Annotated in this window: 19 protein-coding genes and 1 riboswitch; of the genes, 7 read left to right on the top strand and 12 right to left on the bottom strand. The window is 64.2% G+C overall.

The window, feature by feature from the left end; translation table 11 throughout:
- Positions 1-361: 361 nt before the first annotated feature.
- Together ACFU4Z_RS28040 and ACFU4Z_RS28045 are read left to right on the top strand one after the other, a co-directional pair.
- Positions 362-694, top strand: coding sequence for a hypothetical protein (locus tag ACFU4Z_RS28040; RefSeq protein ID WP_379068445.1), 333 nt, complete (start codon positions 362-364; stop codon positions 692-694).
- Positions 695-1368: 674 nt separating this feature from the next.
- Entirely contained in the window at positions 1369-2538 is a 1170-nt protein-coding gene (locus tag ACFU4Z_RS28045; protein ID WP_379068448.1) for a cytochrome P450, read from the top strand.
- Between the two features lie 370 nt (positions 2539-2908).
- On the opposite strand, the gene ACFU4Z_RS28050 is transcribed toward ACFU4Z_RS28045, so the two are convergent.
- The 6 genes from ACFU4Z_RS28050 to ACFU4Z_RS28075 all read right to left on the bottom strand — a co-directional run bounded on the left by ACFU4Z_RS28050 (position 2909) and on the right by ACFU4Z_RS28075 (position 8730).
- Positions 2909-3043 (bottom strand): hypothetical protein, encoded by a 135-nt coding sequence (locus ACFU4Z_RS28050; RefSeq protein ID WP_379068451.1) that lies wholly within the window; start codon positions 3041-3043, stop codon positions 2909-2911.
- A gap of 204 nt (positions 3044-3247) precedes the next feature.
- Positions 3248-4639, bottom strand: a complete 1392-nt coding sequence (locus ACFU4Z_RS28055; RefSeq protein ID WP_379068455.1) for a PQQ-binding-like beta-propeller repeat protein — start codon at positions 4637-4639, stop codon at positions 3248-3250.
- Entirely contained in the window at positions 4636-5325 is a 690-nt protein-coding gene (locus ACFU4Z_RS28060) for a hypothetical protein (protein ID WP_379068456.1), read from the bottom strand. The genes ACFU4Z_RS28055 and ACFU4Z_RS28060 overlap by 4 nt, the downstream gene beginning before the upstream one ends.
- Positions 5326-5968: 643 nt before the next feature.
- A complete protein-coding gene (locus tag ACFU4Z_RS28065) occupies positions 5969-7375 on the bottom strand; it encodes a selenium-binding protein SBP56-related protein (RefSeq protein ID WP_379068458.1) in 1407 nt (468 codons plus the stop codon).
- A gap of 676 nt (positions 7376-8051) precedes the next feature.
- A complete protein-coding gene (locus tag ACFU4Z_RS28070) occupies positions 8052-8414 on the bottom strand; it encodes a DMT family transporter (protein ID WP_379068460.1) in 363 nt (120 codons plus the stop codon).
- 1 nt (position 8415) lies between these two features.
- A complete protein-coding gene (locus ACFU4Z_RS28075) occupies positions 8416-8730 on the bottom strand; it encodes a DMT family transporter (protein ID WP_379068463.1) in 315 nt (104 codons plus the stop codon).
- A gap of 14 nt (positions 8731-8744) precedes the next feature.
- A riboswitch (guanidine-III (ykkC-III) riboswitch) is annotated at positions 8745-8809 on the bottom strand.
- 720 nt (positions 8810-9529) lie between these two features.
- On the opposite strand from ACFU4Z_RS28075, the gene ACFU4Z_RS28080 reads away from it, so the two are divergent.
- The gene (locus ACFU4Z_RS28080; protein WP_379068466.1) at positions 9530-9886 is read left to right on the top strand and encodes a hypothetical protein; all 357 of its coding nucleotides are present in this window, start codon (positions 9530-9532) and stop codon (positions 9884-9886) included.
- Positions 9887-10130: 244 nt separating this feature from the next.
- Here the strand turns inward: ACFU4Z_RS28080 and ACFU4Z_RS28085 are convergent, their stop codons facing one another.
- Positions 10131-10310 carry a hypothetical protein gene (locus tag ACFU4Z_RS28085; protein ID WP_379068468.1) on the bottom strand — a complete coding sequence of 60 codons (180 nt, stop codon included), beginning with the start codon at positions 10308-10310 and terminating at the stop codon, positions 10131-10133.
- A gap of 557 nt (positions 10311-10867) precedes the next feature.
- Between ACFU4Z_RS28085 and ACFU4Z_RS28090 the strand changes: the two genes are divergently transcribed.
- The 3 genes from ACFU4Z_RS28090 to ACFU4Z_RS28100 all read left to right on the top strand — a co-directional run bounded on the left by ACFU4Z_RS28090 (position 10868) and on the right by ACFU4Z_RS28100 (position 13959).
- Positions 10868-11155: a hypothetical protein gene (locus ACFU4Z_RS28090; RefSeq protein WP_379068470.1), complete on the top strand. Its 288-nt coding sequence runs from the start codon at positions 10868-10870 to the stop codon at positions 11153-11155.
- 538 nt (positions 11156-11693) lie between these two features.
- Positions 11694-12614: a class I SAM-dependent methyltransferase gene (locus ACFU4Z_RS28095; protein ID WP_379068852.1), complete on the top strand. Its 921-nt coding sequence runs from the start codon at positions 11694-11696 to the stop codon at positions 12612-12614.
- Between the two features lie 403 nt (positions 12615-13017).
- Entirely contained in the window at positions 13018-13959 is a 942-nt protein-coding gene (locus tag ACFU4Z_RS28100) for a class I adenylate-forming enzyme family protein (RefSeq protein WP_379068473.1), read from the top strand.
- A gap of 24 nt (positions 13960-13983) precedes the next feature.
- On the opposite strand, the gene ACFU4Z_RS28105 is transcribed toward ACFU4Z_RS28100, so the two are convergent.
- The 3 genes from ACFU4Z_RS28105 to ACFU4Z_RS28115 all read right to left on the bottom strand — a co-directional run bounded on the left by ACFU4Z_RS28105 (position 13984) and on the right by ACFU4Z_RS28115 (position 17050).
- On the bottom strand, positions 13984-14433 hold the full coding sequence (locus tag ACFU4Z_RS28105; RefSeq protein WP_379068475.1) for a hypothetical protein: 450 nt from the start codon (positions 14431-14433) through the stop codon (positions 13984-13986).
- A gap of 84 nt (positions 14434-14517) precedes the next feature.
- Entirely contained in the window at positions 14518-15432 is a 915-nt protein-coding gene (locus ACFU4Z_RS28110; protein WP_379068478.1) for an SDR family NAD(P)-dependent oxidoreductase, read from the bottom strand.
- A gap of 604 nt (positions 15433-16036) precedes the next feature.
- Positions 16037-17050 (bottom strand): alcohol dehydrogenase catalytic domain-containing protein, encoded by a 1014-nt coding sequence (locus ACFU4Z_RS28115; RefSeq protein WP_379068481.1) that lies wholly within the window; start codon positions 17048-17050, stop codon positions 16037-16039.
- 395 nt (positions 17051-17445) lie between these two features.
- Here ACFU4Z_RS28115 and ACFU4Z_RS28120 point away from each other — a divergent pair, with 395 nt between their 5' ends.
- Positions 17446-17742 carry a hypothetical protein gene (locus tag ACFU4Z_RS28120; RefSeq protein WP_379068483.1) on the top strand — a complete coding sequence of 99 codons (297 nt, stop codon included), beginning with the start codon at positions 17446-17448 and terminating at the stop codon, positions 17740-17742.
- On the opposite strand, the gene ACFU4Z_RS28125 is transcribed toward ACFU4Z_RS28120, so the two are convergent.
- Both ACFU4Z_RS28125 and ACFU4Z_RS28130 read right to left on the bottom strand, forming a co-directional pair.
- Positions 17735-18934 carry a VWA domain-containing protein gene (locus ACFU4Z_RS28125; RefSeq protein ID WP_379068486.1) on the bottom strand — a complete coding sequence of 400 codons (1200 nt, stop codon included), beginning with the start codon at positions 18932-18934 and terminating at the stop codon, positions 17735-17737. The genes ACFU4Z_RS28120 and ACFU4Z_RS28125 overlap by 8 nt on opposite strands.
- Positions 18931-19581, bottom strand: coding sequence for an SRPBCC family protein (locus ACFU4Z_RS28130; protein WP_379068489.1), 651 nt, complete (start codon positions 19579-19581; stop codon positions 18931-18933). Before ACFU4Z_RS28130 ends, ACFU4Z_RS28125 begins: the two co-directional genes overlap by 4 nt.
- Positions 19582-19589 lie beyond the last annotated feature (8 nt).

Below are 19589 nucleotides of genomic sequence, written 5' to 3' on the forward strand. Positions count from 1 at the left end.
CCCCAGCGGCCTGCTTGAGCCGTGCTGCGGGGAAATCTCGCATGGCCGGTTCTGAGGGGGCGGGAACGCAGTAATGCGTTCCCGCTACCCGACCAACCAGCCTACGACCGGCCCATACCCCGCCGTACCGGTTCGCACGGCCCCGGGCTCAAGCCTCGTCGGCCGGGCATCGCGGGAGTCGTCCGAGCCCTACATCGACCCCGCGACGCCCTGTACTGCGGCCGTGCAAAACGGCGTGGTGTTGGTGTCACGAGCAGGGACGTGGAGCGGATAGTGTGCCTACCAGCCAAAAGTTCCTAAGCGTTGCCGTCGCGATAGGAGGAGACCCGTAGTGGGAGTTCATGGTCGTGCACTAGGTGGGATGTTGGTAACAGTGATGGTGTGCGCGGGGCTGTGGTGTGGCGGGGGGACAGCTGCCGCGCAAGATATTGACTGGCAGAGCGACAGCACGCTGCAGTGCGCCAAGACGCACTGGGCGGAGATCAAGAACGACGTAGACCCTCTGCTGCCGACCGCGCCGCTGATTCTGTCGTCTGATCAACAAACCAAACTGAATTCGCTGTTGAACGGTGCCAAGGTCATGCCGTCACAACCGAGCGATGACTGGCTCCGAGCGCTGCCCGACGCTGTTCCCACGGAGCTTCTCGACCAGATCGCCGGAAAGATCATTCGATCCTGTCTCGCAGAGTCCTAGCCCCATCAACGCACAACACAGCTGAATGGACTACTCGGTCCCGCCCCTGAGTGGGCGGGACCACTGCTGTCGGTACCCGAAGAAGCCCGCCGGGCACGCAGCCTGAAGAGACCTCGGGGCGAGATCACAGCGTCAGACGTCCGATGTCAGTGAGGTTGGCGCACCGCTGAGTCGGTGATCTGCGGTGGGCCATCTTCGATGGCAGGCGCTTCGCGGGATATGCCACCGAGGTTGGCCTATTTTGTCGTGGTCCGATCAGTGTCGGCAGCGACGAGTTTGGCGACATCGCGCGGTTGCAGGTCGGTGGCCGCGCTCCACACTTGGGTTGCTCAGCTTGCTGAGTTGTCCAGGAGCGCAGCACGTTACGAAAACCGACGACCCCTTTCGCAATGAGATCGGCCCTGTTCACCTGTGGTTTTACACCGGTTAGACCTCAATGACCGGTTGCCGACGGTCGCGGGTGATCGTGAACCGATATCACTGCTGGCACAGTGTTCGATAGGCTCCGGCGGTGCCGGGGTACTCGCCTCGTGGTCGACCTCCACGGCCTCGCTTGTAAAATTGGTTAAAATTAGTCGAGACTATGCTTGATCTGCGTTTGTACGCAGCCAGTGGATAAATCCGCTCGAAAACATCTGATGAATCGCTCACCCTCTCTGTGAGAGGACCGTCCGATGGGTTTTGCAGAGATGCGCCGGTTCCGGCGTGATCCGTTGGGTTTCCTCGAGAATCTGCGCCGGACCAGCCCGGTAGAGGTGTTCGGGCTGCCGTGGGGCGGGTGGTGTGTCGGCGATACGGGTCTGGCGCTGACGGTGTTGAGTGACCGCGCTTTCAATGCGGGGAAGTCCGGGTTCTTCGGTTCTATGCTGCCTTCGCGGTCTGCTCAGGTCGATTTCGGCCGCGCGGTGCGCGCGTTTCTGCGGACGCATACGCCCGAGTATCGCGAGTCCCTGGCTGCGGCGGTGATCGAAATGCCCTCCGTCACCCGCTGGCCCGCAGCGGGGGTCGAGCTGGTGTATCGGTGCATCGCGGACATGCTGCTGCACCCCGATGGTTCTCCCGAGTTGCGGCAGTTACTGGAGCGAAATGCACGCGTGGGCGCGCTTCGCCCGGCCCGAATGGCGCAGCGGGCGCGGGCGCAGCTGCTGCGCGCCAAGCTGTCCACCGCGCTGAACGAGCAGATCCGGGACCGGCGCAGCGCCACCGGCCGCACTGCGGAAGCCGAACCACGGGATCTGCTCGATGCCGTGATCGGTGCCTGTCCCGACGGCGTCGCCGATACAACGGTGGCGCAGCTGTATGTGCTGATGTTCCGGTCCATTGTGGGACCGGTGGGCTACTCGCTCGCGTGGTCGGTGCTGCTGGGCAGTCTCCACTCTCCCGGCTCACCATGGCCTTGGCCCGTCGACTGGGTGGTACGTGAGGCTCTGCGGCACCGGCCGGTCTCCTGGATGGTCAGCCGTCCCGTCCCCTATCCTGCCGAGTTCGGGGGGATCGCCTTCCAGACCGGCGACCTGCTGTCCGTCAGCCCCTATCTGCTCCATCACGACAACGAACACTGGACCAGACCAGGGGCATTCCAACCCGACCGCTGGATTCGGCCGAGCGAACACGGCCCATTTGTGCCCTTTAGTTCCGGCCCCTTCACCTGCGCCGGCGCCGCGGTCGCCCACGATCTGGTCATCGATGCAGCCACCACCCTCATCGAGAACACCTCTCTGCGCGTCATCGGCGGCGGTGATACCCGCCCGATCGTGACCAATGCCGCGACCCCCAGGCCGTTCACCCTGCGGCGTACCCCACAAGCCCTGTCCGCGCCCGACCGAGCTCCAGGAAGGAGGTGACATCATGATCAAGGCATTGCGGTTCATCATCACCAACAAGCCGACCCGTACCTGGGACCCCGCTCAATACGGATGATTCTGCTATCGGCTGGATGGCTCGACCAACGCCAACCAGCTCTCGGTCATCGGTGGCGCCCCGATGACATCGCGTTTCCACCCGGGTCTTTGGGTGGATGAAACGTCCCGAGATCCCCAACCTGTATGGCGGGGATTCGGGGACACCATCGTGGTGGGACAAGATCGTCGACTACGTCGAGGGCGAGGTGTGCCCGACGCCAAGACCGACGCCGCGTATCGAGCGGTTTTCAGCTGCTCGCAGCCGTGAAGGCTGAGCTGGGTACCGGGTCGTCGATGGCCTGGTGTGGCATGATCATTTCGTCGCGTAGTCGATGACCGCGCAGATCCACCAGACGCCGCTGGTTTCGAATTCGCTGAAATCGGTTTGCCAGACTCGATTGCGTTGTGTCGGTGGATCGTGGAACACCTGCGCCGCAGCATCGCCCACGACTTACGGTCCGCCGGATAGCCCTGCGGCAGCGACAGTCCGCGCCGCCGTCCTCGTGGAGGATCGGAAACGATGCGTCCGGCCGCAGGCCGCGCAAGGAGGGGCGTCGAAGCCGGCCCTCCGCGGTCCATTCCATAGCCGCGATATGGGCCGTTGTCGGGTACAAGAGCAGCGACGAACGCGGGATCTCGAGGCAGTCCGGTTTCAGCGTTCGAGAGGACGGAGCCCGATCATTGTCCGGGCACTGGCGTAGGTGTAGCGCCCCTTCCCGTGTGCGGCGAGTTGACCGGGTTCGGTGAGGGCATCGAGATCGGCGTTCACGGCGAGGAACGGAATGTCCCACGCAATGGCGCCGGTTCGCGGGTCGACCGCCCAGAGTCCAGTGTGGTCGGAAAGGATAACGGTGTGTCCGTCCCATCCCTGGATCGTGCCGAAGCGGGTGGTCTCGGTCCGCCACAGCCGATGTCCGGTGCGTAAGTCCAGGCCGGTTGTGGTGTGCGCGTAGATGTCTCGCAGTAGTGCGGTGTCGCCGAGAATTGCCGCAGCGGTGCCGGTCGTGGCATTGATGTTGTATTCGTTGGTCTCCCGGGGTGCGGAAATCAGGTCGGGGCTGCGCCATATCGGGCTGCCGGTGCGGCGGTCATGGGCGCTGTCGCCGAGCAGGACGGGGATGGTTTCGTCGGTGGGGAGGTCGATCGAAAGAGTTTGGGCGACTTCGCGATCGGTGGCGGCAATGGTGCGGCCCGTGCGGTCGAGGATGGTGCTGCCGGTGATCCTGTGGCCGCGGCATTCGGTTCGGGTGTGCACGACCAATGCGCCGCTGGTTGCGCCGGCGTCGGAGCATCCGTCCTGGGTCGCGCTCCAGGTCGGCTTCCCGCTAGTGAGGTCGAACCCGGCGAGATCGATGCCGAGGGTGAATACACCCTGGCCGTGGGACACGTCCAAGGCGTCGGCGGGCAGATCTTCCCACGCGGTACCCATGCTGAACGCCTGGGACCAGTACGCATCCGGATCGGCGAGCGTTCCGGCATGGACGCGCACGTCATCGGATTCGACGTCACCCTCGGCGACATACACGCGATCGTCGAGGGTCGCGATGGCGAAGGGAAGCCAATCCGTCGGCGTGCGCGTGACCTCGCCGGTGGCAACGTCGTATCCGATCATTGCTTGGTCGGAAGTGAAGCATACGACCTGGTCGTCGACGGGGGTCGGCCCGCAACCGCGCAGGTCCGCGGCGGGGGTCCGCCAGCGCTGTGCACCGGTGCCGGCGTCGATGCCGACCAGCACAGGATCCCGTAGGTACATGCCATCGTCCGGCACACCGACCACCGTCACCAGCGTGTCCCCCGCGTCAACAAATCCTGGTCCGCCGGTATCGAATTCGGTGCCCGCCCTAGGGTCGCGGAACTCCGCGCCTGCTCGCCCGTAGGCGGCGGCGCTTGTCGACCACGCGAGGCCCGGAGCGGAGTCCGTGGTGCCGGTGATCTTGCGCGTGCTGTCCTCGGGTTGTGAGAGGACCACCACCGCACCGGCGCTGGTGATCACGGCCGCCGTGGCGGCGAGCATGAGGTTGCGAAGTCCGGGGATCGTTCTCATCGCGACACCTCGAGGCCCGGATTCAGGGCGATCTCCTCGAGTAGCGCGAACGGCAGAGGCTCGGCGGGGGCGTCGGCGGAGGTGACCTGGATCCGTGTCCCGGACTGGCGGGTGACGCTGACAGTGACGCTGATGGAGCCGTCGCCCTCGCCGCGAACGACCCGCTTCGCCATTCGCCGGTCTCGACCACCGCCCCGTCCGGCAGCCGCCGAACCGCCGAGTCCCTCATCCTCTGTGGGATCGCCGAGGATCGGCTGGAACACCAGCGAGCGATCCACCGATGCGAAGGCGATCTCGACATCACCGGGGAGCGCATCCTGCAGCGCCTGCGTCATCGCGACTGCCTTGGGGCCGGAGAACCACGGATAAGACGGATTGTCGTATCCGTACGTGTCGAAGTAAGCCATCCCGATCGATTGCCCTCGCTGTGGGGGCTCGACGACATCACAACCCGGGATCTGCACCGGAAACGTGACCGGCGGAGTGACATAGGAGTATTCGGCCGGATCCGGCGGCTCTGACGTGATGGGGGTGACCGGTGCGGTCGTCAACTCCGGCTCCGGCTCGTGCAGCAGCCCGGCGATGAGAAAACCGGTCGCCACGATCGCTACGCAGGTCAGACCCACCGTCCATCGGGTGACAGCGGGGGAAGGCGCGGTCGAGTCCTTGTCATCACCGGTTTCCATGTCCTGCATTGTGTCTGCCCTTACCGACATGTCCCGCTCGCAGAGGGGTATCGGATGACAGCGATCCCAACCGACGACCGCGCGCTCGCGGGTGATGGTGCATTCGGCCGGTACTCGGCCGGGCCCAGATGACCACAGCCCGTTGACCTTCGGGCGCGGCGCGTGGCCGGTTCTCTCAGCGCTCAACGTGGACCCGATCGACATCGGGATCGGGAGCACGGTCTCTGCAGCTGCGCGAATGCCGCAATCACGGTGCACTACTCCCCCTCCGGACACAACTCGACACGAAAGCCGTTGCAATGCAACGGCTTTCGTGTCTTTCTGGACTATCATCGAATCGATCAGCACATTTGCCAGATCTGGTGCTTGCGAACAGACCGTCCCGGCGTGTCATGGTGCGGTCACGACCCACACGGGAAGCGCGCTCGGTGCTGCACTCACCGACTTTCGCCGATGCCGCGCCCTGGCCGAGACGTGCACTCTGATGGACCGGGCGGCGTTCACCATCCTCACTGCGCAGTTTCAGACGTGCCGGCGTCGATCCACCGGTCATGTCGGGGTTTTGGGTGCTTCTCAGCGGCCGTGATTCTGGTGATGAGCCGGGCGCACGCGTTCGCGATCCAGTGGTCCCCGCTCGACCCGACTACCGGTAGCAGTAGGAGTCGGAGGAGGCGTCGCCGCCCTGGAGGCGCACCTGGTGCACACGCAGGCCTCGAAAGTCCTCGTCGTGCGGGAAGAACGACTCGTCGATGGTCATTCCGCCGTTGGGATCGGCGTGCATCACGGCCATCCAGGCGCCAACTCCATCCGGGTAGAACTGGTCGTCCCACGCGCCATAGAGCGAGTTGGTGAGGTAGACCCGCCGACCGTTACGGCTGATCTCGACCATCTGGGGGCCGCCGGCAAGCGGCTGGTTCGGGGCGGCCGGGTGGGCGGTGCGGCCCACGATCCCGCCGAGCCGGACCGACCCGGTCTGTTTCGGGTCAGCCGGATCGCGCACGTCGAACTGCTTGAGCTCTCCGGTGCCCCAGCACGAGACGTAGAGGTATGCGTCGTCGACCGACAGGTCGATGTCGCTGACCAGCGGAGGCACCGCGCCGAACGGTTTCAGTGCCGGCGGGAGTAGGTCGGGATCAGCTGGCTCGGCCGGGATGGTGATCACCTTGTCGACCGCCCACACGCCACCATCGCGGTGCCAACGCCACACGGAGGCCGACAAATCCTCGGTCGAGATCACCACGCCGACGAACCCCCACGCGGCGTCCGGATCGTGCGAAGGGCGGAGCTCGAGTGGCATCTGGTGTTGCTCGCCGAGATCGATCCGCTGCTGGTGCCGACCGGTGGTGAGGTCCCAGAAGTGGATCGCGTGGCCGTACTTGTTGGCCAGCAGCAATTCCGGCTTCAGCCCGTCCTCGATCATGGATGGGGTGCCCCACTCGCTGCTGATCAGCGTGTTCTGGTTGAGATGCCACCAAGCGTCGTACGCGAGGTATTGCGGCCCACGGTCGGTTTCCCATTGCCGCAGCACATCGAACGTACCGTGATCGAGCAGCGCGATACCGCCCGGCCCGTCCGATCCGTCTGCCCCGCCAAGGCAGGTCATGAACACACCGTCCGGCCCGCAGTGCAGCGTGTGTGGACGGGAGTAGCCGGCCTTGGTCGCGAGCTCGGAGCTGTCCACGATCTTGGACAGGGTGGGCTGGCGTGGATCGGGCTGGGTATCGAACACGTACAGGCGCGACGAGCGTAGACCCGGCACGATCAGGTACCGCCGAGCCAGCCCGTCAATGTGGTGGCCCTCATGCTTCAGCGCGCTGCTGCAGGCGTTCCAGCCGAAATGGTGCAGCTCGTTGCCCAGGTGGGGTACCTCGGTCCAGCCCACGACCCGGCCGTAGGTGGCCGAGCCCGGATCCACATCGACTACTGACAGCGCGTCTGGCTTCTGTGCCGCGCGGTCGAACGCAACAACGTATGCGAGCCGCTCCGGTGGCGCGGCGGCCGCCTCCGTTGCGCTCCGATAGAAGGTCGGGTCCATGTCTGAGTGATCCATTTCCAGCCTCCTTCATGTCGATAGGCGGAGACAAACGCACCTTGCCCGATCTGGCGGTTCCGTGGTGGGCGCGACCCGTGTGGTCGCGTGCCGTAATGGCGCGGGCAGGCAGTAACCAGTCTCGGCCTTTCGACGTAGATCCACCAGCTACCGCTGGCGCGGAGGCAGAGTGCGCGGTAGGGCGCAGTCGTTTTCTGGGAAGGCTGGAGGGCGAGTACGTGACGTGAGTCGAACAGCAAGAGAACTACACACACACACCTCCACATCACAGTTCGCACGAGCCGCGCGCATCGACGATTCCCGCCGTCTCGTGCGCTGAGTGGTCTGCGTCGATATCGAGTGCCGAGTTGGTCAGTATTGGGCTCGGACGGCTCTTCGCCATGAACAGCGGTCGAAAGCGCCCAATCAGTGCGGGCGGTTCCGAGGGCACGGGCAGTTCGAAGACATCACTGGCGATACGCCTGCTTCTCGACCGCAATGCGGTGCCCTCGTGGCGTTTCCGACCTTCTCCTACATCTGCGCGGATAAGGTCTTCCCTTCTGCCAGTGCTTCTTCGAGCTGGCCGAGCCGTTGGTCAACCTCGGCCGAAGGTTCGGCCGCCGGGAGCCCGGGAAGCTCAACGGTGTGGATAGATTCGACTACGGCCGGATCGATGGCCAGTGAGATCGCCCGCCTGTCACATTGCCCGCCCTCCCTTTGCGATACCGGGCTCTGGGGCGGGCGCTGACTTCACGAACTTCAGACCGATCACGCTGGCGACGATGCCGCCGAGGAACAGGACCTTCAGTGCGGAAACCGATTCCGCGCTGGTGAGCATCGCGTAGGTGACGGTGAGCGCGGCGCCGACGCCGATCCAGACCGCATAGGCGACGCTGATCGGAAGCTTGCGCAGCGCGATCGCGAGTCCGATCATGCTGAGCGCCAATCCGATCAGGAACACCACTGTCGGGACCGGTTCGGAAAGACCGTGAGAGCTACCGAGTGCGGTCGCCCATACGGCCTCGAACACCGCACTGATCAGCAGAATGATCCACGGCATGTCAGCTCACCACCTTCAGGCCGGCGACACAGCCGATCAGTACGAGTAACAAGAGGGTTCGCGCGGCGGTCGCTTTCTCTCTACCGCTGAAAATCGCCCAGACCGCGGTCAGCACAGCGCCGATACCCACCCAGACCGCGTATGCGGTACCAGTCGGCAGCGAATTCATTGCAATGGCGAGCCCGATCATGCTGACCACCAACGCAACCGCGAAAACAACGGTGGCGCCGACGCGCCGGAAACCGTGGGACGCGGCTAGCGCGGTGGCCCACACCGCCTCCAGTACACCCGACGCAATCAGAATTACCCAAGCCATGACGTGCTGACCTCCATGGTCAGTCTTGTCGCTGTCCGGGTACTGAGCCCTCGTCCGGAGGCCCGATCAGGGCCTTGGCAACCAACGTAGCACACGGCTCATTTCAGATTTCGAAGGTGCGAAAACTTGCTGTGAGCAGGGCGTATGGCAGATTATTCGGGGGACATTCGGCGTTGTCTGCATGCATCGTTACCTGGATTACGTCGACGCCATGGATGTCGGAACGTTCTTGCAGACACTGCTGCCGCCCCTAGGCCCCCGCCACCTGTTCAGGTCTCGATCGCCGGATACCCCAAACCGGACGTAGCCAACTGGGCATTCCCGACGAGATCCGGATTTCTCTCTGGACTTGATATCCGTTACACCGACCACGAGTTCCCGTATTCCCCGGTATCCCACATACCGAGATACCGCACCCGATCACACCGATTCCGCACACCAACACATAACGGTTCCATAAATCACAACCACGGAATTCACCAACGACCGCTTGCCGGCAGCACCGCGAAAGGCCGACATTTCCTCGGGCCGAGTCCCGCTGCCGCATATCGGTCACGAATCAGCATCGCCAACGCGTTCGATTATCCACAATGCAATCGGGGTTTCCTCCAAGCGCGACATCTGAGAAGCTTTCCGCAACTGGAGTTATCTATAACGATCGCTAACGGTTGTGATGCCCGCCCGGACGCCCCGAACGCCTACATCACAACACGAACTCACGCCGACCACGGCCACACGTGAACAACGATGCCCGCAGATCCACCCCCGGCCCACCGGAGCGGCCCGCTTGGAGAACATCATGGTCACCAGAGCTTCCAGCCATTCACTCGATGCCTTCACCGTCATCGGCGGACCGAACCGGCCCAACACCCGCCCGCACCGACCGCCCCCGCAGCGCAGAATCGATGACGACCTCGCACCACTCGGAATACCAGCCCTGACACTGGGAACGATACTGATCCTCACCGGGCTGGCGGCCCTGCCACTGATGAACGGGTGGGCCGGCGACTACGGCCCGCTGATGGTCTACACCGCCTACCTGCTGTATCTGAGCCTCACCGTAGCGCTGAGCGTATGGGGTGTCCGCCGGATCCGCGACCACCGCAGATCCGTGTACTACACAAGCGCAGCCCACAGCGCCCACCACCGGAGATGACAAAGCCCTACCATCACCGGCACCCACCCCCACAGCGCCACAGCAGCGACGGGCAGCCTCCTCGATCGACACTGCCACGCCGCAACAGCATCCGCTGAAAACCACGGGGAACTGCCGTAAGCCGCTGACAGCAGCCAGCTTTCGCATTCAAACTACGGAGCTGCGCGCTCAGTGACCGGCACGAGGTGCACGCTGGGGTCGTTCTGTTCTAGCCCAAAATGACTGCGGTTCACCGTGTTCGACCCTATCTCTCCACCGCTCTGCAATGGCGGCGTTGACCGCGGTTCGACGCGGAACGCAGCCTGCGTGAGGTCACCCCCACCGCCATCGCCGCCGTCGGCATGCACAAATCCGCGATGCTGTGCTTCTTCATCAATGCCATGCTGCTGGCCAGGTCCAGCCACTGCACGTCGTCGACGATCAACAGCAGGCCACCGCTCTCCGCGGCGGCAGCCGTAACACAATTCTCGACGCGAACCGGTGCAGCGAACAGCGGATTGCGCAACCGGCATGCGCTGCAAAACTATTCAGTGGCCTCTCGCTCCGACCAACTGTTGTCCGAATGGCTGTCAGTGTGGCCGACCGGCTTGGGGAGGTGCGTGTGACTGTCCTGCGCTTCGGGCGACGTCGGCACTGTCCTCCGGCTCGACCAGTGTTCATGAATCAGCCCCATCGGTGGGCTCGCCACCTTTAGTGAGCACATGGTTGCCCGACTTCGCATCAGTGACGACAGCAAGCCGCACGGGCGGGCTCATCGCTCACGCACCGAAGATCTCTCGGTCCTGAACCCAGATTAAGCAATCCGGCTGAACATACAGCAGAAGTACGGCGCAACATCAGAATTATCCGCAGCAGTATAGGTATATCGGTGATGAATACTCATACTTGGAAAATCGGTTAACTGGTGATACGCCCAATATTGGCCATCAACCGCGGCGCTGTTGATCGAACCTCGATACGCACGTTCAGGAGCTTTTGCCTGTGAAAATCGGAATCCCTTGTGAAATCAAGAACCTGGAGTACCGCCTAGCGATGGCCCCAGCCGGGGCCCACGAACTGATCTCCCCCGGACACGAGGTGTTCGTCGAATCCGGCACCTGCCGCGAGTCATCGTGCGATGAGGCGGACTACCTGCGGGCGGGCGCGACGATCATGTATTCCGCCGACAACGTGTGGGGCACCGCCGAACTGCTACCCGAGGTCAAGAAACCGATCGCCCAGGATGGCCACGCAGATTTCTGCCCGGTACCCAAGGAGGCTCGAGCCTGACATGGATAGCCAGATGTCTCCGCATCCGAAGGAACCAGACGTGCACCTTGCAGTGCAACTCGGTAATGTGCGCCTCGATTTCACAGCGTGCGTCACTGCGGCTTTATTGTTCATACAAGATTGCCGTAACCGCTGCTCTCCGAAACCTCTCGCAGTGATGCCTGATGACAGCCGTAGGTATCCACGCTTGCCCAATGAACGCCTGTACCTGGAGCCCTGAACCCACCCATGAGCCGACGGTCCAGGTCGGAGGGGGGTTTGCTGTCGCGGCGGCATGTGACGCCTCGTGGTCTCGAGGATCTTCGACTGGCTGGACGAAACCCTCTGAACCGGCATTGCAGATACTCACAATCTCGTGGCTTATGGTCGGACCGAAGTCGCCGCGGGCGGCTGCGTCCGTGTCCGAAGTCCACTCGGTCGTATGATCGAGTTCGTAACAAGCTCGACCCATCGACAGCAGCATATTTGCCACGCTGACAAGAGGGCTCCCCTTACCTTGCTCGAGCGCAACCCCGGATTCCGACTTGTCAGCCATCGCATTCAGAACACTTCTGAGGAAAGCATTATGCGTACTGAAGGCGACACCTGGGACATTGTGAGCAGCGTCGGCATGACCGCCCTCGGCGTCGCGGCCGCGCGCGCGATCGAGACCAAACAACCCGATGCTCTTGTCCATGACGAGTACGCCGCCTTGTTCGTTGTGGCATCCGGCGATTCGGATATGAACCGACTGATCACCGATCCGACGTTGTGGGCGCAGACCCCGCTCACCGCTGGGTTCATCGGATATCGCAGTAAATTCTTCGACGATTTCTTCCTGTCCGCGGCGACGGCCGGGGTAACCCAGGCAGTGATCCTGGCCGCCGGGCTCGATGTCAGGGCCTACCGGCTGGATTGGCCGGCGCACGAGATTGTGTTCGAGATCGACCAGCCCAAAGTGCTCGAGTTCAAACATCAGGTGCTCACCGAATCCGGCACCACGCCGAAGTCGGACCGGCACGAGGTGGCTGTTGATCTGCGCGACGACTGGCCCGCGGCGCTTGTCGAGGCAGGCTTCGATCCGACCTCGCCCACCGCATGGTCGGCAGAAGGGTTGCTGCCATACCTGCCAGGCGCCGCACAGGATGCCCTGTTCGCGCGAATCGGTCAGCTTTCGGCACCCGGTAGCAGGGTGGCGGTGGAGACCATCGGCAATAGCGTCGATATGGGCCGCATCGCCGAGCAGCAGTCGGAATACCTGCAGGGCACCCCGTTCGGCAAGGTCGACCTCGCGTCGCTGTTCTACACCGACGAACGCACTGATCCGGCTGAATGGCTCACCGCCCACGGCTGGACCACCTCGAGCCTGCACCTGCAGGAACTGGCCGCACGCTACGACCGTCCTATGCCAGCGGTCCCCGAGTCGCTGGCGCAAATGTTCGACAGCACGCGATATCTGACAGCTATCAAGCCGTCCTGATTCAGCGCTGTTCAGCGAAACGTGAGCAGCCTCCTGCTGTTCGCTCACCTCGGCACCACGGCGAGACGGATCGCGCACACTCTGCGTTCGACTCGACGGCGATACTACGTGTGCTGCTCGGCATCCTGCCTGGCCATACCGGTGTACGGCCCACCGCAAGTACTTGTAGCTGGACCCTTCGTGCTGGAATACCGAGACCGTCTCGCGCAGCCATACGTCGCGACGAAGATTCGCCACCTCCAATGGTGGTTACCTCCCGGTGACTGCGGCGGCGCATTGCGAGGTCGGGATTGTCCTCCGGCGACAATGCCCGCGGTTAATTTCATTCATGCACGACGGTGCCGAGCTGTGGCGTGATTTCTACCGTTGTCGTCATCCGCTGCACCCCTCTCGAGGACCGCTCATGAATCTTTCGACTCTCCCGGACCGTCGCGCCGCCGCCGCACCGGACGCAGCCGCTGTCTCCGACGACAGCACCGATCTGAACAACACAGGATTCCTGGACGCTGTGCGCCGCGCCGCCGCTACCCTGCGCGCCGCGGGAGTGTCGAGCGGCGACGTGGTTGCGATCATGTTGCCGAACTCTGCCGCCTTTGTCGTATCCCTGTTCGCTACCTGGCGTGTGGGTGCCACGGTCACCCCTATCGACCCAGCGCTGACCGGCGCAGAAGCCAACTGTCAGCTGACCGGCACGGGCGCCAAGGTCCTGATCACCGCACAGCCGCCCGCCTCCGACGCTCCGGTTCACGCCGTCATACTCGCCGACGATCTCACCACAGCAGACCCCGACGCCGCCGAACCCGCACGGCCCCGCGACGACGCACTGGCGCTGCGCATCTGTACCAACGGCACCGCAGGCAAAACCAACAGCGTGACGGTCGACCACGCCAACCTCAACGCCATGTGCGCGATGGTGATCGAGGCATTCGAACTCACCGGAGCCGACCACAGCCTGCTGAACCTGCCGGTGTCCCACGTCAACAGCATCGTGGTCGGCACCTTGTCGCCGCTGCTGGCCGGTGGCCGCGCCACCATGGCCTTCAGCCCGAAGACGTTCTTCGAACGGATAGAGCGCAATCGCGCCACATACATCTCCGCCGTCCCGACCCTGTACGCACTACTGTCGGATCTGCCCGACGAAATCCGGCCGAATACCTCATCGGTACGATTCGCCATCTGCGGCGCGTCCCCGGCGGGCGTCGAACTGCTGACCAAATTCGAACACCGCTACGGAATTCCGATCATCGACGGCTACGTCACCGAAGTTCCCGCGCGAGCGCGCTCGTACTGCTCACCGGCACCCGCACGACGGACATCGTCGGAATATTCTGGCCGGGCGAGCTGATTCGGACCGATCCAGAGGGTCCGGTCACGCGCCGTTGTCGCGGGCTTCGACAGCCTTGACAGTCTTTCCGAGCGCCTGGCTCAAGACGCGCTTACCGACGGTTCCGACCACGACGCCGAGCACCCGTCCCCTGAGGTTCTTGCCCTCCCGCACCACGACAACATCCACATCGGTCATCCCGTCGGGCCGGCGTGTCAGGGTGTACGTGTGGCCCGAGTGGCCGCCCCACACGTTGGAGTCGGTGGTCGTCATGACGACGCGGCCGGGATCCGACCAGTCGTAGTGCAGGCGTTCCCAGATGCCGCGCGAGCCTTCCGTGACATCGGCCTCGCGGGGCCCCCGCGCGTGCACCTCGAGGTATTCGTCGGTGCTGTTGCCGAACAACTCTGAGCGGCCGGGCCCGAAGTCGGTGAGTGCCGCGACGAACTGCTCGGGCGTCGAGTTCGTCGTCTCTTTGAAGTGGATGGTGGACATGTTTGCTCCTTTGCTTCGGCAGGGACGGGGTAGTGTTCCTTCGTCAACGGCATTCCCGCCGCGGAGCGACGGCAGCCGCTGCGATCAGACAGGGAACGTGACTCCGGTCAATTTCTCCGAGATCGTCCACAAGCGTTGCTGAATCGCCGTGTCATGCGATTGTGAACTCGATTCGACGATTTTCGGGTAGCCGCGCGTCTCCAGGAATCCACCCGGTCCGTAGTACTGACCGCCGAGCACGCCGGGGTCGGTGGCCGCGCGGAGAATCGACAAGGCACCCATCGCTGGGCTCTGTGTGGCGATGGGTGCGACAACAGGCACGAGCGCACGCAGTGCGGCCGGCATATTGCGCATCAAGTCGGTGTTCGCGGCACCGGGGTGAGCCGCGACCGCGATCGTCTTGCCAGTGCCGGACAAGCGACGTTGCAGCTCGTAGGTGAACATCAGATTCGCCAGCTTGGACTGGCCGTACGCCGCCACCCGGTTGTAGGACCGTTCCCCCTGCAGATCGTCGAAGTTGATCCGCGCCCGGATGCGATGGCCGACGCTGCTTACCGTGACCACTCGCGAGCCCGGTACCGGCAGCATTCTGTCGAGCAACAACCCGGTGAGCGCGAAGTGTCCCAAATGATTCGTGCCGAATTGCAGCTCGAACCCGTCGCTGGTGATCCGCCTCGGCGTGTACATCACCCCTGCGTTGTTGACCAGCAGATCGATCGACGAATACGCGGACCTCAGCTGTTCCGCAGCATTGCGTACGGATTCCAGCGAGGTCAGATCGAGCTGTTGGACAGTGGTGTCCGCGCCTGGGACCACATCGGCAATACGGTCCACGGCATATTTACCCTTGTCCACATCCCGCACCGCCAACACCACCGACGCGCCGTGCGCCGCGAGTGCCCGAGCAGCCTCGAACCCGAGTCCGCTATTGGCCCCGGTGACGATCGCCAGTCGGCCCTGCTGAACTGGTATGTCTTGCTCCGTCCACCTGTTCGCCATATTTTCCTCCCAAAGATCGGTCGGTCCGACGGTTCATCCGACGAGCCCGGCGGGGGTGAGACTCATCCCACACGAGCTTGTTCCGCACCTCCACTGTGGACGCGGACGGACTCGTCCAGGTCACCGAGATGTGTTACCCGGGCGTCTTCGAGTGCCGAGCCGAAACAACGGGCGCAGCTGGCCTCCGGGGAAACACTGCTGTAGATCACCCATTCGCCGGCCGGGTCTCGATGCCACACCGAGTCGTACCCTTCACCGACCGAGCTGGCCGGGAAATGCCGAAACGCCAAGTAGTGGCCGCTGGCGAACGGCATCCCCATCAATCCGTAGCCGGAAAACCGCTCTTGATCCTCACCCGATGGGAGCGCTCTGTCGATTTCAGCGATCGGCCGTGGGCTGTCGGTCATCTCCAGCCTCCTAGAGGAGTGGACCCCGTACCGGTTATCTTACGTACCTCGCCGAACCGAGGTTGCCTCTCAGCCAGATCGCGGGGCCTGCTCGGCTATGCCGAACAGGGCACCCTCCATCGATCAGGTCGGCGTTGGTTCGGGAAAGCTCCTGAGCAGTGTCGGATCAGAATTGCGTTGCGGTTGACCCTGCGCAGTCAGACCATGAGGACAATGCGGTATCGGGCCCGTCCCTGTTCCATTGCGGCATACGCGTCGGCGACTTGATCCAGTGGCCGTTCCTGGATTCGCGCGCGCACACCCGACTGGACCGCGAATTGCATCGTTTCCTCGATATCGCGCGCAGTGCCGGAGGCATGGCCGGTGACGCTGAGTCCGGGCGTGATCAGCTGCATCGGGCTGATCGGCAATGGGTCGGCGCTGACGCCGATGGCGATGAGTTCACCATGCGGTAGCAGCCCCCCGACCGTTTCGGCCATGGCTGTGGCGCTGCCCACGGTCCCCAGAACGACCGACACACCACCGAGCCCGCGCAACGCGTCGCTGACGTCGCCTGCGGTCGAGTCGATGTAGCCGTGGGCGCCGAGCGCGCGGGCGTCCTCGGATTTGTCCGGGCCGCGGGCGATCGCAATCGTTTCGAAGCCCATCGCGCGCGCGAACTGCACGCCGAGGTGGCCCAGTCCGCCGATTCCCAGAACGGCCACGCGGTCGCCGGGGACCGCCCTGCTTTCGCGAAGCGCGTGGTAGGTGGTCACGCCGGCACAACCCATCGGAGCGGCCTCGGCCAGGGAAAGCTCGTCGGGGATGCGGGCCAGCGCATTGGCCGGTACGGTCACCGACTCGGCGTATCCGCCGGGGTACTGCCAGCTGGGGACCTGGAGGTTCTGGCAGTGGATGAAGTCGCCTTTCCGGCATGGAATGCACTTGCCGCAATGCCCACCGAACCAGCCCACGGCAACACGGTCACCGACGACGTAGTTGTCGACATCGGCGCCGAGTTCGGCGATCGTGCCTGCGATCTCGTGCCCGGGCGTCAGCGGCCACGCCATGTTCGGGAACGCGCCGCTGATGAACGCACGGTCGGTGCCGCAGATCCCGCATGCCGAGACCGCGAGGCGCACGTGGTCGCGAGGCGGTGAGGTCGTTTCGACGTCGACCAGTTTCAACGCCGCACCGGCGGACTGCACGTGAACAGCCTGATGAGTAGACATCCGTATCCTCGCTTTCCTCGGGCAGCGGCGGCGTCGAGGGCCTCACCGCAGCGGGACCGAGGCAGCGGCGCCGGCAATTCTCACTCGGTAATCGGGCACCAGATGGAACATCAGTTCTCACGGTTCAAGTCTGTTTTCTTTGGCATCCCTGGATGCCAAAGACGCTACTATCGCCTTCAACGATGGTGCCGGTGGCACCCTGGTCGTGCCACTGTGCGATGGTCGGCCGACAGGTCGTCATCCATCCTGCGCGGCATCGCACGCTCCAGTGCAAACAGGCACCGGCCCAAAAACTGTGCCACGAGAATCATACGTTCGCCGAGGCGGCACCGGGGTGTAACGCGACGTGTGTGCTTGCTGGTGCCTCGTCGAGCAGCCTTGGGTAGGTAGTCCGGATGTCGGATCTCGAGTCGACTGCGAAGTCACGGACCGGCTTGGTGTGCTGGTTGCGCCAGCGGATGCATGGCGGGCAACAAACTTCTTCGGCGGCCGTTGCCATTGCAGCCCTCCACCGCCCACTCACGATTCTCGAATCGGCTTCCAGCATTGAGTATTTCGGCGTATCCGGTCGTGTCGGTGCCGTACCAGCCGAGGGCAAGTACCTGCCCGACGTCGTCGATGATTTCGATGGTGACCGAGCGTTCATTCCGATGATGGCCGCCCCCGGCGTCCTCCCCGGCCGGCTCAGGTGAGAACCGCCGATGCCAGGGCTTGCATGAACAGGTGCATGTCCGCCAGCGTGTGCGCGGGCATCATGATGTCGCAGTACGGCAGGGCTGCCGCCATCGCACCGGTGGCCGGCTGGAATCGGGGGTCGCCCGCACGGGGATTGAGCCAGATGACGCGCCAAGCCCGGCGTCGGATCCGGGCTATCGCGCGGGCGAGGACATCGGGGGTGTCGCTGTCCCAGCCATCCGATGCGATGACGACGACGGCACCGCGCACCGCGTTGCCGGACGGAGTTGCGAGCAGCGCGCCGAGGCATCGACCGATGTATGTGCCGCCGTAGCGGTCGACCACCTTGTCGTTGGCCCGGGCCAGCGCGACATCCGGCGAACGGTGCGCCAGCACCGAGGTCAGCCTGGTCAGCGAGGTTGAGAAGGCGAATACCTCGGGGCGATCGGGTGAACGGCGCTGCATCGCGGCCCGCATCAGGTGCAGATAGATCGTCGAATATGGCTGCATCGAGCGGCTGACGTCGCAGATCATGACGATTCGGCGCGGGCGGCTACGGGGACGGGTGCGCACCAGCACCGCCGACTCCCAGCCGGTGCGGCGGGAGTTGTTCATCGTCGCCCGGAAATCGATCCGCTTGCCATGCGGATGCTTCTCGTAGCGCCTGCTGCTGCGCTGCGGCCAGTGCGCCGACGCCTGCTCCAGCCAGGCCCCGACCGTTCGCAGATCGTCCGGATCGAAGTGGTCGAACGGTTCCTGGGCCCGTGCCGCGAACCGGCTCGGCAGCACGTCCGGCAGCGCCACACCCTGGTCTGTCGATCGTTCGGCAACGGTCGCCGATCGCATTGTCGCCCAGGGGACTTCACCGCTTTGTCCAGACTGTCCCCGACCGCTCACGCGCGGTGCCGACGCGCGTTCGGTCGGCAGTCTGCGCGTCCGGCTCGGCGGGTCCACGCCCAACACCGCGTCGGCGAACACTGTCGCGAAGACCGCGTCGAAGGCAGCGAGATCCTGTACGCGATCGACAAGCGTGAGCCGCGCAGCCCAGTAGAACTCGGTGCGCGACCGCGGCGCCATGCGGCGCAAGGCTTGCACGAACAGCGCGGGCCCGCTCGGCGCCACCGCGACGCCACCACGCCGCAGCCGCGCAACCACCGCGACGGCGAATGCGGCGAGATCGACACCCCGTAGCAGAACCGCCCGCGTCATCGCTTCCCGCGCATCAGCTTGCGTACCAGGACAATGACGAGCGCGGCAGCCAGCCCTGACGCGATTGCCGGTGCATACCTCTTGATCATCGCGGGCCCGACCAGATCGACCAGGTCGAGCGGTGCCGGCTCCGATTGTGCAACCGGTTGTGGCCGCTTCCCCCGGCTGTCCGGCTCGACAGCCGGTTCCGCGGCGGCCGAATCGCCCGCCGCGAGTTTCGCTTCCAGGGAGGCCACGAACTGGCCGACCAGTTTCTCGGACACCTGCTGCAGCATCCCGCTGCCGAATTGGGCGAGCTTGCCGACGATCTTGAGGTCGGTGTCCACGGTGACCCTGGTCTTGTCGCCGTCCTCGCGCAGTTGCGTGGTGATGGTCGCCGCGGCGTTTCCGGATCCGCGTGAATCCCTGCCGCTGCCGTTGATAACGGCGCGGTGGTCGTGTTCGTCGCGCTCGACGAAATTCGCCTTCCCTGTGAATTCGCTGGTCACCGGGCCGACTTTGACCTTCAGTTTGCCGAGGAAGTCGTCTCCCTCCCAGCCGACCATCTGTGCGCCGGGCATCAGCGGGACCACCTGTTCGAGGTCGGTCAGCACCTCCCATGCCTGCTCGACGGGTGCGTTGACGGTGAACTCGTTGGCGATCTTCATCGCAGTAT

It is taken from the genome of Nocardia sp. NPDC057440 (genome assembly GCF_042802915.1).
Lineage (GTDB): Bacteria > Actinomycetota > Actinomycetes > Mycobacteriales > Mycobacteriaceae > Nocardia.